This window comes from Xanthomonas massiliensis (genome assembly GCF_900018785.1).
Taxonomy (GTDB): Bacteria; Pseudomonadota; Gammaproteobacteria; order Xanthomonadales; family Xanthomonadaceae; genus Xanthomonas_B; species Xanthomonas_B massiliensis.
This window is the reverse complement of record NZ_FCOY01000002.1, coordinates 243,812-256,877: the sequence shown is the minus strand read 5'-3', so window position 1 is coordinate 256,877 and position 13,066 is coordinate 243,812. Positions and strand designations below refer to the sequence as shown.

The following is a 13,066-nucleotide window of genomic DNA, read 5'->3' as shown; positions in this document are numbered from 1 at the left end:
CGCGACTGTTTCCTAACGAGGACGCGGTGTAGGCTGCAGGCCGGTGATCCGAAGGCGAGGACGCATGAAGACCATCCTGGTGGCCGGTTCCAAGGGCGGTGTCGGCAAGACCACCGTGGCCACGCAACTGGCCGCGCAGGCGGCCCTGGCGGGCCGGCGCACGGTCATCGCCGACGCCGACCCGCAGGGATCCTCGCGGCGCTGGGCCGAACGCCGCGCCGGCATGGACGGGGCGGTGGCGGCCATCGACGTGAGCCGCAAGCGCAAGCTCGGCGACAAGGTGCCCGACGACACCGAGGTCCTCGTCATCGACGCGCCCGCCGGGGCGATGGCCGAGGACCTGCGCCACCTGCTGGACCAGGCCGACGCGGTGGTGGTGCCGGTGATGCCGTCGGCGCTGGACATCGACGCCACCGTCGGCTTCCTCAATTCCCTGTCCGAGGTGCCGCGCGTGCACGCGCGCCGCCTGCCGGTGGGCCTGGTGCTCAACCGCTTCAAGCCCTGGACGCAGACCTCGCAGCAGGCGCTGGCGATGCTGCGCGGCTGGCCCTACCCGGTGGTGGCGACGATCCGCGACACCCAGGCCTACGTGGTGCTGACCGGCCTGGGGCGCAGCCTGTTCGACTACCACTCCGCGCACGTGCGCGAACACCAGGCGGACTGGGCGCCGCTGCTGCAGTGGCTGGACCAGCCCTGAGCGATCCGGCCGGAGGAGGCCTGCCATGCGTGAACTGATCCTGCTGCGCCATGCCCATGCCGAACCGGCCGACGTCGGCCAGGCCGACCTGGACCGGCCGCTGTCCCCGCACGGCGCCGCCGAGGCCGAGGCCGCCGGCCGCTGGCTGCAGGCCCAGCGCCTGGTCCCGGATCGCGTGCTGTGCTCGCCGGCCAGGCGCACGCGCGAGACCATGGAAGCGGTGCTGGCGACGATCGGCTACGTCGAACAGCGCCTGGAAGAGCGCATCTACGACGCCAGCGCCGGGGTACTGGCGCTGCTGGCCGAAGAACACGAGGACGTGGAGCGGCTGCTGGTGATCGGCCACAACCCGGGCCTGGAAAGGCTGGCGGCGCTGCTGCACAGCGGCCACACCAGCCAGTACCGCGGCATGCCGCCGGCCGCGGTGGCGGTACTGGCGCTGCCGACGCAGACCGGCGTCGTCGAACCGGGCGTGGCGCGGCTGACTGCCTTCTGGTGGCCCTGAGGCGATGGTCCGGCGGCGTGGCCGGACAGCCGCGGCGTTCGTCACCGGCGTGGTGGCCGCACTGCTGGCCGGTGCCGGCGCCGGCGCCGGCCAGGCAGGCACGATGCCTGCCGACGCGCAGGTGTCCTCCCTGCCGGCGGTCAACGCGCACGCCCCGGCGGTCGTGGGCCGGATCGATCCGGTGCATTCGCGCATCGGCTTCCAGATCCGCACCCTGCTGGGCCAGCGCATCGCCGGTGCGTTCCCGCGGTTCGAAGGCGAGGTGGAGCCGCAGGCGGACGGGCGCCATCGCGTCCACCTGCGCCTGTACGCGGCCCAGGCCGAGATCCCCAACCACCCGCGCTACAGCGAGTGGCTGCGCGGGCCGCAGTTCTTCGATGCGGCGCGCTTCCCGCTGGTGGAATTCGACTCCGATCCCTATCCATCGTCGGTGTCGGCCAGCGGCGGTGCCATCACCGGCCAGCTGAGCCTGCGCGGAACGCGGCTGCCGGAGACCCTGTCCATCCAGCCGGCCGGCTGCGACCGCCCCGGTTATGATTGCGACGTGGTCGGCCGCGGGGTGCTCTCGCGCGGCCGTTATGGCATGGGTGGCTGGGACGTGATGCTGAAAGATCGGGTGGTTCTGGAGATGCACGTGCGCCTGGACGGCAGAGCGCCGTCGCCGTGAGGTCCTGGCTGCGCCTGGCATTGCCGGCCGTGCTGCTGCTGGCCGGCGGCTGCGCCAGCCTGACCCCCATCCAGCACGAGCGCGCCGCCGCCATCGCCGCGGCCGCGCGCGATGCGCGCGTGGAGTGCACGCGGCCGGACAACTGCGCGCTGGCCTCGCCGCTGCGCGCGCTGGCCGGCGACGCCTTCGCCGAATCCACCCCGCAGCAGCCGCGCCACTACGCCACCCTGGTGGACGAGGGCGAGCAGTCGCTGGTGGCCCGGCTCAACCTGATCCGCAGCGCCAGCCGCAGCATCGACCTGCAGACCTACATCTTCGACCACGACGACAGCGCGCGCATGGTGATCGACGCGCTGCTCGACGCGGCGCGGCGCGGGGTCAAGGTGCGGGTGCTGATCGACCAGCTCTCGGCGATCCCGGACCTGCAGATCCTCGCCGCGCTGGCCGGCGTGCACGAGAACTTCTCGCTGCGCATCTACAACCCGACCTTCGGCAAGGCCCGGCTCAACTACTTCGACTACGCCGCCAGCGTGGTGTGCTGCTTCCGCCGCTTCAACCAGCGCATGCACAACAAGCTGCTGGTGGTGGACGACGCCATCGGCATGGTCGGCGGGCGCAACTACCAGGACGACTACTACGACTGGGACAGCGAGTACAACTTCCGCGACCGCGACGTGATGGTGGCCGGGCCGGCGGTGCGGCAGATGGCGGCGAACTTTGACGCCTTCTGGGACGCCTACCGCTCGGTGCCGGTGGAGCGGCTCAACGACGTCGGCAAGCTGCTGCTGGCGCAGGGCGTGCCGGCCATGCCGCCGGCGCTGTTCCGGCGCCCGGACCGGGTGCAGCGCGTGGCCGAGGAGGCGATCGACCCGGAATACATCGACGAGGCCTTCGTGGACACCGCCTTGCCGGTGCGCCAGGTCAGCTACGTCGCCGACCTGCCGCAGAAGCATCGCCGCGAACGGCCGGCCGAGGCGGCGCCGATCGGCCCGGAGCTGGACGACCTGATCGCCGGGGCGCAGCACGAGGTGATCCTGCAGACGCCGTACCTGGTGCTGTCAGACCCGGCGCAGGCGATCTTCCGCGCGCTGCGGCGCAAGTCCCCGGCGCCGCGGGTGATCGTGTCCACCAACAGCCTGGCGGCCACGGACAACCCGATCGTCTATGCCATGGTCTACAAGTACAAGCGCCGCAACGTGCGCGAGCTCGGCCTGGACCTGTTCGAGTACAAGCCGTTCCCGCAGGACCCGCCGGTCAGCGACGCCAACCTGCTGCCGCCGCCGGCCCAGGCGCCGGCCGCCGCGGTCGACCTGCCGGCGCCGCCGGGCGTCGGCGGCAGCGGCCTGCTCGGCGCCAGCGCCGCGGGCAGCAACGCGCACGGGCGGCTGTCGCGGCGCCAGCAGCGCCTGGCCGCCGGCAGCGAGGTCGAACGCCACCTGGTGCGCACCGAGACCCGCGCCATCGTGCCCGGCTCGCGCCGCGCGCGGCCGCTGCCGGTGACCGGCAAGGGCGTGCGCATGGGCCTGCATGCCAAGTCGCTGGTGGTGGACGAGCGCTATGCCGTGGTCGGCACGCACAACTTCGATCCACGCAGCGAGAACTACAACACCGAGGCGGCGGTGGTCATCGACGATCCCGACTTCGCCCGCCTGCTCGCCGACAGCATCCGCCGCGACATCGCCCCGGCCAATGCCTGGACCGTCGCACCGCGGGTCAGGCCGCCGGTGGTCGGCGGCCTGACCTACAGCCTGGGCAAGGCCTCCGAGTCGTTGCCGGTGCTGGACCTGTGGCCGTGGCGCTACGCCACCGACTACGCCTTCCAGCCCGGCCCGGACTGCCCGTTGCCGCTGCCGCGCCGCGACCCGGACTTCTATCGCTGCTACCAGCCGGTGGGCGATTTCCCCGAGGTCAACGTCGGGCCGAAATGGCTGTTCGTGCGCATGCTCACCGCCTTCGGCGCCGGGCTGGTACCGATCCTCTGAGCCGGTGCGGCTGGGCTAGACTGCCGCCATTCCACGGAGGTGACCATGCTTTTCCGCCAGCCCGTTTCGGTCGAGCTCCTCAACGCCCATGCCGCGGGCAACATGGTCGGCCACCTGGGCATCGTGTTCACCGGGGTCGGCGATGACTGGGTGCGGGCGACGATGCCGGTGGACGAGCGCACCCGCCAGCCGTTCGGCCTGCTGCACGGCGGCGCCTCGGTGGTGCTGGCCGAGACCCTGGGCAGCATGGCCGGCTGGCTGTGCGTGGATCCGCAGACCCAGGCCTGCGTGGGCCTGGAGATCAACGCCAACCACCTGCGCGCGATGCGCGAGGGCACCGTCACCGGCACCGCCCGCGCCGTGCACGTGGGGCGCTCCACCCAGGTGTGGGACATCCTCATCGAGGACGAGGCCGGGCGGAAGGTATGCGTCTCGCGCCTGACCCTGGCCGTGGTGCCGCGGCGCTGAACGGGCACACCTCGGCCACGCGCACCGCGCGTGCGGCGTCCGCGCCGTGCCGGCACAATAGCCGCCTGCCTTCCCCGGCGGCTTGCGGTACCTTGTGCGAATGAGCCAGTCCTCTCTTTCCGTCGCCCGCGACGACGGCGCGCTGCGCGCGCTGCGCTACCTGTACCGCGTGCCGTTGCTGGCGCTGCTGGTCGTGCTGGGCCTGCCGCCGGTGCTGCTGTGCATCGCCATCGCCCCGCTGGGCGCGATCAGGGTGGGCGATGAAACCCTGGCGTATCGCATGATCCGCGGGTGGCAGGGCGCGCTGATGCGGGTGTTCGGCTTCCGCCTGCGCCGCTTCGGCACGCCGCACGCGGGCACCACCATGTTCGTGGCCAACCACGTCAGCTGGATCGACATCTGCACCCTGCACAGCCAGCGCATGATGGGCTTCGTGGCCAAGGCCGAGATCGCCGGCTGGCCGCTGGTGGGCTGGCTGGCCTCGCAGGCCGAGACCATCTACCACCGCCGCGGCGACCCGCGTTCGCTCGACGGGGTGATGCAGGAGATGGAGCGGCGGCTCGCGTCCGGCCGTTCGGTCGGCGTGTTCCCGGAAGGGCGCACCCGCGGCGGTGCCGAGATCGGCCCGTTCCATGCGCGCATCTTCCAGGCCGCGGTCGTCACCGACACGCCGGTGCAGCCGGTGGCGCTGCGCTACGGCGAGCACGGCCAGGCGCAGACGCAGGTGGCCTTCGCCCCCGGCGAGAGCTTCTTCGGCAACTTCCTGCGCCTGCTCGGCGATCCGCCGCGCCCGGCGGAGGTCCATTTCCTCGAGCCCATCGGTGCGCACGACGTGGAAGGCCGGCGACGCATCGCCGACATCTCGCGCGCCCGCATCGTGGCGGCGATGGAGTCCTGACGGGAGGCGAGCGGATGGATGGCGGCGAATCCGGCGGGTTGCACTTCGATCCGGGCGAGACCGCAGCGCCGGCCCTGCCCGACGTCGCCGAGTACCAGCCGCCGCTGTGGCTGCGCAATCCGCACGTGCAGTCGGTGCTGGGCAGCGGCCCGCTGCGCCATCGCCTGGGCCTGCAGCGCCTGCTGGCCACCGGCGCCACGCACAGCAGCCACATCCTCGACGGCGGCGACGGGGTGCGCCTGCAGGGCTGGCTGAGCGTGCCGGCCGGCCGCGGCGAGCCGCGCGGCACCGTGCTGCTGCTGCATGGCTGGGAAGGCAGCAGCGAATCGAACTACATGCTGATGACGGCGGCGCGGCTGCTGGAACTGGGCTACCAGGTATTCCGGCTCAACTTCCGCGACCACGGCGGCACCTACCACCTCAACGTCGACCTGTTCCACTCCGACCGCATCGACGAGGTGGTCAACGCCGCGCTGGACCTGCAGCGCCGCTTCCCGGCGCCGCGGCTGCTGGCCGCCGGCTATTCGCTGGGCGGCAACTTCGCCCTGCGCCTGGCGCTGCGCGCGCCGGCCGCCGGCCTGGCGCTGGAGCGGGTGGCCGCGGTGTGCCCGCTGGTGGATCCGGCCTCCACCATGGAATACATGGAACACGATGCGCACTTCTACAACTGGTACTTCAAGCGCAAGTGGCGCGAGTCGCTGATCCGCAAGCGCCAGCTGTTCCCGGACCATTTCGCCTACGACGACGCCACCCTGGCGCTGGACATGCGCGGGCTGATGGGCTGGCTGGCCGAGCAGCACGCCGGCTACGACAGCCTGCAGGCCTATTTCGACAGCTACACCATCGGCGGGGCGCGCCTGGCGCAGATGCAGGTGCCGGCCGAGATCCTGATGGCGCACGACGACCCGGTGATCCCCTTCGGCGACTTCCGCGCCTGGCAACTGCCCGCGCACGCGCACCTGCAGGTGGCGCAATGGGGCGGGCATTGCGGCTTCCTGGAGAACACCCGCGGCGACGGTTTCGCCGAGCGCTGGGTGGCGCAGCGGCTGGCATTCGGCACCGGCTGAACCGGAAGACGCTGCGGCGCCGCGGCTACAATGCCGGTTTTGGTGCGAGCCGCCGTGTCCGACATGCAGCAACAGATCCTGGCCGCGCTGCGCGGCGCAGAGCCCGAGGAAGCGGTGCAGCTGGCCCGCCGCTGGACCCGCGACGTGCCGGATTCGGCCCAGGCCTGGCGCTGGCTGGGCGTGGCCCTGCAGGAGCAGGGCGAGGACGAGGCCGCGCTGGACGCCACCGGCCGCGCGCTGGCGCTGGCGCCGGAGGACGCCGAGCTGCACCTGCAGCAGGCCGGCCTGCTGCTCGCCCAGCACCTGGCGGTGCAGGCCGAGCAGGCGCTGGACCGGGCCAACGCGCTGGACCCGAACCAGTTCGAGGCCTACCTGGTGCGCGCGCACCTGGCCCTGCTGCGCGGCGAGACCGACCAGGCCGAGCAGCTGGCGCGGACCGCCGCGCGCGTACGCCCACAGGATCCGCAGCTATGGCTGGTGGAAGGCATCGTCGCCCTGCAGCGCGGTGACGCCCCGCGCGCGCTGGCACTGCTGGGCCAGGCCGCGCGCGCGCTGCCCGACGACCCGCGGGTACTTCACGCGCTCGCCTTCGCCTACCTGCGCAACGGCCACCTGGCCTTCGCCGAGCAGGCGTTCCGGCGCCTGCTCGAGCGTGCCCCGGCGATGGCGCCGATGCGCGCGCTGCTGGCGCGCATCGTGCTGGAGCAGGGACGCGCGGACGAGGCCCTGGCCGAGGCGCAGGCCCTGCTCGCCCTCGACGAGGACAACCTGGCGGTGCAGCGCCTGGTCGGCGGCGTCGCCCTGCAGGCCGGCCAGCCGGCGCTGGCCATCGCCCATCTCAAGCGCGTGCTGGCGCGGGCCCCGGACGATCGCGCCAGCCTGCAGCTGGCGCTGGGTGCCTGGCGCCGGCTGGGGACCCTCGACGATGCCCGCGCCACCCTGGAGGCGGCGCTGGCCACGCGCGGCGACGCCCACGACCTGTGGCTGGCGCGGCTGGCGCTGGAGCCGGTCGGCGGGCCGGAGGCACATGCGGTGGTGCAGCGCTGGACCGAGGCCATGCCCGGCCACGTGCCGGCGCTGGAGGCCCTGCTGCGGGTGCACGACATGGCCGGCGAGGGCGATCGCGCCGAGGCCGTGGCCCGCCACATCGTGGACATCCAGCCGGGCCACGTCGGTGCCGAGCAGCGCATCGTCGAGGCCTTGCTGGTGCGCGACCCGCCGGCCGCCATCGCGCACGTGCGCGCGGTCATCGACGACGCACCGGAGGACGTGCGCGCGCGCGTGGCGGAGGAACTGCAGCCGTGGCTGGGCCAGGTGCAGGACCGCGCCGGCCAGCCGGCCGATGCGCTGGCGACCTGGCAGGCGCACCAGCACCGCATCGCCGGCGCGCGCCTGCCGCTGCCGCCGCTGGGCACGCCCCCGGCGCAGCTGCCGCCGCTGGCGGCGGTGGACCCGGCCATCGTCGCGCGGCCGTTGCTGGTCTGGGGAGCGCCCGGCGCGCACGTGGAGCGGCTGGTGGCGGCGCTGGCCGTCGCCAGCGCCCGCCTGCGCGGCGACCGCATCGGCGCGCGGCCGCCGGCCGATCCGCTGCAGCGCTACGACACCCTGGCCAGGCTGGCCGCCGGCGAGCTGACGCCACAGTCGCTGGTGGCCGCCTGGCGCGCGGCACTGCCGGGGCGCGGGATCGACGACGGCAACGTCATCGACTGGCTGCTGTGGTGGGACAACGCGCTGTTGCCGGCGTTGCGCCAGTACCTGCCCGAAGGACGCCTGGTGCTGGCCGTGCGCGATCCGCGCGACATGCTGCTGGACTGGCTGGCCTCCGGCGCGCCGGTGCCGCTGGCCCTGGCCGATCCGCTGCAGGCCGCGGCCTGGCTGGCCGCGGTGCTGGGCCAGGTGGCCACCCTGCACGCGCAGGACCTGTACCCGCACCAGTTGCTGCGCATGGACGAGACCGAGGCCGACCCGCAGGCGCTGGCCGCGCGCCTGCAGCAGGCCTTCGGCGTGGCCTTCCCGGCGCTGCCGGTGGAACCGGGCCGGCTGCCGGCCGGCCACTGGCGCCGCTATGCCGGCCTGCTGGCCGAGCCCTTCGCGCTGCTCACGCCGGTGGCACGCCGGCTGGGCTATCCCGAAACCTGATCCGAACGAGGAGTCCGCCATGCGCATCCACAGCGACAGTTTCCAGCCCGGCCAGCCGATTCCCCCCGAGTTCGCCATGGGCACCCCGCAGGGGTTCGGCGGCAACCGCAATCCGCACCTGGCCTGGGACGATGCGCCCGCGGCCACGCGCGCATTCGTGCTGCTGTGCGTGGACCCGGATGCGCCGACCGTGGCCGAGACCGTCGGCCGCGAGGACGTGCAGATCCCGGTGGAGCAGCCGCGCACCGACTTCATCCACTGGGTGATGGCCGACATCCCCGCCGGCGTGCACGAGATCGCCGCCGGTGCCTGCAGCGACGGCATCAGCGCCCGCGGCAAGCAGGCCCCGTCCGGCCCGGCCGGCGCGCGCCAGGGCCTGAATGGCTACACCGGCTGGTTCGCCGGCGATGCGCAGATGGCCGGCGACTACCTCGGCTACGACGGCCCGTACCCGCCGTTCAACGACCGGCGCGTGCACCGCTACTTCTTCCGCCTGTTCGCGCTGGACGTGCCGCACCTGGACCTGCCGGCACGCTTCGACGCCGGCGACGTGCTGCGGGCCATGCAGGGCCACGTGCTGGCCGAGGCGAGCACGTACGGCACCTATACGCTCAATCCCGCCCTGGCCGGCTGAGCCGGCCGTTCAGCGCGCGCCGGTGTCCTCGCTCTCGACCACCATGTCGAGCACGTAGGCCTCGTCGGCGCCGCCGGCCGCCGGCTCGGCGATGCGGTAGCGCTTGAGGCGCAGCACGTTGCGCACGCCGGCGACGTGTTCGTAGCCCTGGATCGGGTCGGCGAAGGCGTGCCAGGGCCCGGGCTCGCCGGCCTTCAGGCCGCGTGCGTCGTAGCGCACCTCGCGCACCTGCAGGCAGCGTCCGTCCGCCAGCGGCGCATGCACGCACGGCACGGTGGCTGCCGCGACCTCCAGGAACACGGTCTCGCCGGCATCGCCGTAGCGCGCGGCATCGCTGACCCGGCCGCGGAATTCCAGGCGATCGCCGCCCTCGCTGGTCAGCACCAGCAGCGGCGTGCTGCCGTCCATCTGCACCGCGGCCTGCAGCGCGCCGTGCAGCCGCGTGGCCAGGGCCTCGTCCAGCGCCATCAGCGCCGGCGCACAGGCGCGGCGGGTGCTGGCGAGCGCGCCGATGCGCAACTGCGCCCCCTCGACCGTGTAGCGTGCGCTCATGCCGTTGCAGGTGTTGCCGACGGACAGGCGGCCGTCGGCGCCCAGGTCCAGCTGCGGTGGCCGCGACGGATCGGGGACGGCCAGTTCGGCGATCGCCGTGCCGCTGCCGTCGTCGGCCCGTTGCAGCTGCCAGTGGTAGCGGCCCAGCCATTGCGGATCCGGCGCCGGCTGCGACACGGCCGCCGCCGGCGAGTGGCCACAGCCGGCCAACAGCAGGGCCAGGGTCACGACGGGCAGGTGGTTCATTCGCAGACTCCGCGATCGGGATCGATGGCGTCTGGATAATGCACCGGATCTGTACCGGCGGTGAGCCTCAGCCGCTGGCGGCCGGCAGCCAGGCCAGCAGGGCCGCGCCCAGCACCAGGCGGTAGATCGCGAACACGGTGAAGGTGTGGCCCTTGATGAAGCCGAGCAGCCACTTCACCACGACCACGCCGGTGGCCACGGCGGCGGCGAAGGCCACGGCGACGTCCAGCCAGTTCTCGTGGTCGATGCCGCCGTGCATGTACAGCTCCAGGAAGCTGTAGGCGCTGGCGGCGAACATGGTCGGGATGCCGACCAGGAAGCAGAACTCGGCCGCCGCCGAACGGCTGCTCAGGCCCAGCAGCATCGCCAGGAAGATGGTGGACGCCGAGCGCGAGGTGCCGGGGAACACGCCGGCCACCACCTGCGCCAGGCCGACGGCGATGGCGACCTTCCAGGTCACGGTGGTGCTCTCGGGCAGGCGTTCGGCGTAGTGCTCGGCCACCAGCATCCACACGCCGCCGATCAGCAGCGCCCAGGCCACCGGCGGCAGCGTCTCCGGCAGCTGCCAGCCGGCCTTGCGCACCAGCAGGCCGACCACCGCGGTCACCGCGAACGCGGCCACCAGCTTGGCCAGGTAGTCGCGGTTGGCGCGCTGGTCCAGGCCGGTGGCCAGGGCCCACAGCCGCTGCCGGTAGACCAGGGTGATCGCCAGGATCGCGCCGGCCTGGATGACGATGTTGAAGAAGTCCGAACGGTGCCCGAGCCAGTGTTCGGCGATCAGCAGGTGACCGGTGCTGGAGATGGGGAGGAACTCGGTGAGGCCTTCCAGGATGCCCAGCAGCAGGGCGGAAAGCAGGTCGGACATGGGGCCGATCCGGGCGGGAAAAGGGCGCCCAGCATAGAGCATCCGCACCGTGCCCCCGCCGCGCAGGGTGCATTGCACGATCGTGGTGCTATGCTCTTCATGTATCCCTTTATTGGTGCAAATCGTGCCGCAGTGCGCAGGGCAAGGCCTTGCGATTCAACGGGTTGCCACATGGCACGGCATTTGCTGCTATCGGCGCGGACCCATCCGACCCATTTACTCCCGAGGTTGCATCGAACATGTCCCTGGAAAACATTGAGAAGCTGGTCAAGGACAACAAGATCGAATTCGTCGATCTGCGCTTCGTCGACATGCGCGGCGTGCAGCAGCACGTGACGTTCCCGGCCAGCATCATCGAGCCCGAGCTGTTCGAAGAGGGCAAGATGTTCGATGGCAGCTCGATCGCCGGCTGGAAGGGCATCAACGAGTCGGACATGGTGCTGCTGCCCGACGCCAGCACCGCCTTCGTCGACCCGTTCTACGCCGATCCGACCCTGGCTCTGATCTGCGACATCCTCGATCCGGCCACGATGCAGCCCTACACGCGCGATCCGCGCGGCATCGCCAAGCGCGCCGAGGCCTACCTGAAGTCCTCCGGCATCGCCGACCAGGCGTTCTTCGGCCCGGAGCCGGAGTTCTTCATCTTCGACGGCGTGCGCTTCGGCAACGACATGCAGCACACCTTCTTCCAGATCGAGTCCGAGGAAGGCGCCTGGAGCAGCTCGGCCAAGATCGAGGGCGGCAACAGTGGCTACCGTCCCGGCGTGAAGGGCGGCTACTTCCCGGTGCCGCCGACCGATTCGCTGCAGGACCTGCGCTCGGAGATGTGCAAGGTGCTCACCGAGCTGGGCATCGAGGTCGAGGTGCACCACCACGAGGTCGCCACCGCCGGCCAGTGCGAGATCGGCACCAAGTTCAACTCGCTGGTGAAGAAGGCCGACGAGCTGCTCACCACCAAGTACGTGATCAAGAACGTCGCCTACCGCAACGGCAAGACCGCGACCTTCATGCCCAAGCCGATCGTCGGCGACAATGGCTCGGGCATGCACGTGCACCAGTCGCTGTCCAAGGACGGCACCAACCTGTTCTCCGGCGACGGCTACGGCGGCCTGAGCCAGCTGGCGCTGTGGTACATCGGCGGCATCTTCAAGCACGCCAAGGCCATCAACGCCTTCGCCAATTCCGGCACCAACAGCTACAAGCGCCTGGTGCCCGGCTTCGAGGCGCCGGTGATGCTGGCCTACTCGGCGCGCAACCGCTCGGCCTCGTGCCGCATCCCGTGGGTGTCCAGCCCGAAGGCGCGCCGCATCGAGATCCGCTTCCCCGATCCGCTGCAGTCCGGCTACCTGACCTTCGCCGTGCTGATGATGGCCGGCCTGGACGGCATCAAGAACCAGATCGACCCGGGCGCGCCCAGCGACAAGGACCTGTACGACCTGCCGCCGGAGGAGGAGAAGCTGATCCCGCAGGTGTGCTCGAGCCTGGACCAGGCGCTGGAGGCGCTGGATGCCGACCGCGAGTTCCTCAAGGCCGGCGGCGTGTTCACCGACGACTTCATCGACGGCTACATCGCGCTGAAGATGCAGGAGGTGACCAAGTTCCGCGCCGCCACCCACCCGCTGGAATACCAGCTGTACTACGCGAACTGATGGACGCCGCCACGCCGTGCGCGGTCCCCGCGTTCCCTGCCCGCGTGCAGGGAAGCGGGGCATCCGGCGCCGGCTGAGCGGCACCGGCCGGCGGCCGCATCCGCGGCGCGCCGGCCCACCGTGCAATTGCGGCGATGGCGGAGGCCTCCCCTCCCTCCTCCGCCATCGCCGCCCCCCGCGCCCCTGGCGCGGGATGCCGCGGAAGGGGCAGTGCCGGGGGAATGGCCGGCAGCGTGCGCGGCCGGCACCGGCGCCGTTTCCGCAGGATCGGGCGAGGAGAGACGCCCGGTCGTTGAACCACCGGCCGGCACGATGCCGGCCGGCTTTTTCCACCATCGGGGTACGCGCATGAAATTGATCACCGCCATCATCCGGCCGTTCAAGCTCGACGAGGTCCGCGAGGCCCTGTCGCAGGCCGGCGTGTCCGGCATCACCGTGACCGAGGTCAAGGGCTTCGGCCGGCAGAAGGGCCACACCGAGCTCTATCGCGGCGCCGAGTACGTCGTCGACTTCCTGCCCAAGATCAAGATCGAGACGGTGGTGCCCGACGAACGGCTGGAGGCGGTCGTGGAGGCGATCCAGGTGGCCGCCGGCACCGGCAAGATCGGCGACGGCAAGATCTTCGTGACCGCCATCGAGCAGGTCATCCGCATCCGCACCGGCGAACTTGGCGCCGACGCGCTCTGACGAAGGAGCC

Annotated in this window: 13 protein-coding genes; 11 read left to right on the top strand and 2 right to left on the bottom strand. The window is 72.0% G+C overall.

Annotated elements, in window-relative coordinates; genetic code table 11:
• Positions 1-64 precede the first annotated feature (64 nt).
• From BN3794_RS01120 to BN3794_RS01080, 9 genes are all read left to right on the top strand, one after another.
• Entirely contained in the window at positions 65-697 is a 633-nt protein-coding gene (locus tag BN3794_RS01120) for a ParA family protein (RefSeq protein ID WP_066092055.1), read from the top strand.
• A gap of 25 nt (positions 698-722) precedes the next feature.
• Positions 723-1,202 carry a SixA phosphatase family protein gene (locus tag BN3794_RS01115; protein ID WP_066092052.1) on the top strand — a complete coding sequence of 160 codons (480 nt, stop codon included), beginning with the start codon at positions 723-725 and terminating at the stop codon, positions 1,200-1,202.
• 4 nt (positions 1,203-1,206) lie between these two features.
• Positions 1,207-1,869, top strand: a complete 663-nt coding sequence (locus BN3794_RS01110) for a YceI family protein (RefSeq protein WP_236493116.1) — start codon at positions 1,207-1,209, stop codon at positions 1,867-1,869.
• Positions 1,866-3,851 carry a phospholipase D family protein gene (locus tag BN3794_RS01105; RefSeq protein ID WP_066092049.1) on the top strand — a complete coding sequence of 662 codons (1,986 nt, stop codon included), beginning with the start codon at positions 1,866-1,868 and terminating at the stop codon, positions 3,849-3,851. Before BN3794_RS01110 ends, BN3794_RS01105 begins: the two co-directional genes overlap by 4 nt.
• Before the next feature lie 45 nt (positions 3,852-3,896).
• Complete coding sequence (locus BN3794_RS01100) at positions 3,897-4,319, top strand: hotdog fold thioesterase (protein ID WP_066092046.1); 423 nt, start codon at positions 3,897-3,899, stop codon at positions 4,317-4,319.
• A 100-nt stretch (positions 4,320-4,419) separates the two neighbouring features.
• Positions 4,420-5,217 (top strand): lysophospholipid acyltransferase family protein, encoded by a 798-nt coding sequence (locus tag BN3794_RS01095; protein WP_066092043.1) that lies wholly within the window; start codon positions 4,420-4,422, stop codon positions 5,215-5,217.
• A 14-nt stretch (positions 5,218-5,231) separates the two neighbouring features.
• A complete protein-coding gene (locus BN3794_RS01090; protein ID WP_078059499.1) occupies positions 5,232-6,284 on the top strand; it encodes a YheT family hydrolase in 1,053 nt (350 codons plus the stop codon).
• 63 nt (positions 6,285-6,347) lie between these two features.
• Positions 6,348-8,423: a tetratricopeptide repeat protein gene (locus BN3794_RS01085; protein ID WP_066092040.1), complete on the top strand. Its 2,076-nt coding sequence runs from the start codon at positions 6,348-6,350 to the stop codon at positions 8,421-8,423.
• 19 nt (positions 8,424-8,442) lie between these two features.
• Positions 8,443-9,057, top strand: coding sequence for a YbhB/YbcL family Raf kinase inhibitor-like protein (locus BN3794_RS01080; RefSeq protein ID WP_066092037.1), 615 nt, complete (start codon positions 8,443-8,445; stop codon positions 9,055-9,057).
• 9 nt (positions 9,058-9,066) lie between these two features.
• Here BN3794_RS01080 and BN3794_RS01075 read toward each other — a convergent pair whose 3' ends face one another.
• Together BN3794_RS01075 and BN3794_RS01070 are read right to left on the bottom strand one after the other, a co-directional pair.
• The gene (locus BN3794_RS01075; RefSeq protein WP_066092034.1) at positions 9,067-9,855 is read right to left on the bottom strand and encodes an META and DUF4377 domain-containing protein; all 789 of its coding nucleotides are present in this window, start codon (positions 9,853-9,855) and stop codon (positions 9,067-9,069) included.
• A gap of 67 nt (positions 9,856-9,922) precedes the next feature.
• Positions 9,923-10,720, bottom strand: coding sequence for an undecaprenyl-diphosphate phosphatase (locus BN3794_RS01070; protein WP_066092031.1), 798 nt, complete (start codon positions 10,718-10,720; stop codon positions 9,923-9,925).
• 239 nt (positions 10,721-10,959) lie between these two features.
• Between BN3794_RS01070 and glnA the strand changes: the two genes are divergently transcribed.
• Both glnA and BN3794_RS01060 read left to right on the top strand, forming a co-directional pair.
• Positions 10,960-12,369: a type I glutamate--ammonia ligase gene (gene glnA / locus BN3794_RS01065; protein WP_066092028.1), complete on the top strand. Its 1,410-nt coding sequence runs from the start codon at positions 10,960-10,962 to the stop codon at positions 12,367-12,369.
• A gap of 348 nt (positions 12,370-12,717) precedes the next feature.
• The gene (locus BN3794_RS01060; RefSeq protein ID WP_066092025.1) at positions 12,718-13,056 is read left to right on the top strand and encodes a P-II family nitrogen regulator; all 339 of its coding nucleotides are present in this window, start codon (positions 12,718-12,720) and stop codon (positions 13,054-13,056) included.
• Positions 13,057-13,066: the final 10 nt, after the last annotated feature.

What these genes read in the sequence shown, in the direction of transcription:
- BN3794_RS01120 (WP_066092055.1), top strand. Translation starts at nt 65, where the DNA reads ATGAAGACCATCCTGGTGGCCGGTTCCAAGGGCGGTGTCGGCAAGACC.
- BN3794_RS01115 (WP_066092052.1), top strand. Translation starts at nt 723, where the DNA reads ATGCGTGAACTGATCCTGCTGCGCCATGCCCATGCCGAACCGGCCGAC.
- BN3794_RS01110 (WP_236493116.1), top strand. Translation starts at nt 1,207, where the DNA reads ATGGTCCGGCGGCGTGGCCGGACAGCCGCGGCGTTCGTCACCGGCGTG.
- BN3794_RS01100 (WP_066092046.1), top strand. Translation starts at nt 3,897, where the DNA reads ATGCTTTTCCGCCAGCCCGTTTCGGTCGAGCTCCTCAACGCCCATGCC.
- BN3794_RS01095 (WP_066092043.1), top strand. Translation starts at nt 4,420, where the DNA reads ATGAGCCAGTCCTCTCTTTCCGTCGCCCGCGACGACGGCGCGCTGCGC.
- BN3794_RS01090 (WP_078059499.1), top strand. Translation starts at nt 5,232, where the DNA reads ATGGATGGCGGCGAATCCGGCGGGTTGCACTTCGATCCGGGCGAGACC.
- BN3794_RS01085 (WP_066092040.1), top strand. Translation starts at nt 6,348, where the DNA reads ATGCAGCAACAGATCCTGGCCGCGCTGCGCGGCGCAGAGCCCGAGGAA.
- BN3794_RS01080 (WP_066092037.1), top strand. Translation starts at nt 8,443, where the DNA reads ATGCGCATCCACAGCGACAGTTTCCAGCCCGGCCAGCCGATTCCCCCC.
- BN3794_RS01075 (WP_066092034.1), bottom strand. Translation starts at nt 9,855, where the DNA reads ATGAACCACCTGCCCGTCGTGACCCTGGCCCTGCTGTTGGCCGGCTGT.
- BN3794_RS01070 (WP_066092031.1), bottom strand. Translation starts at nt 10,720, where the DNA reads ATGTCCGACCTGCTTTCCGCCCTGCTGCTGGGCATCCTGGAAGGCCTC.
- glnA (WP_066092028.1), top strand. Translation starts at nt 10,960, where the DNA reads ATGTCCCTGGAAAACATTGAGAAGCTGGTCAAGGACAACAAGATCGAA.
- BN3794_RS01060 (WP_066092025.1), top strand. Translation starts at nt 12,718, where the DNA reads ATGAAATTGATCACCGCCATCATCCGGCCGTTCAAGCTCGACGAGGTC.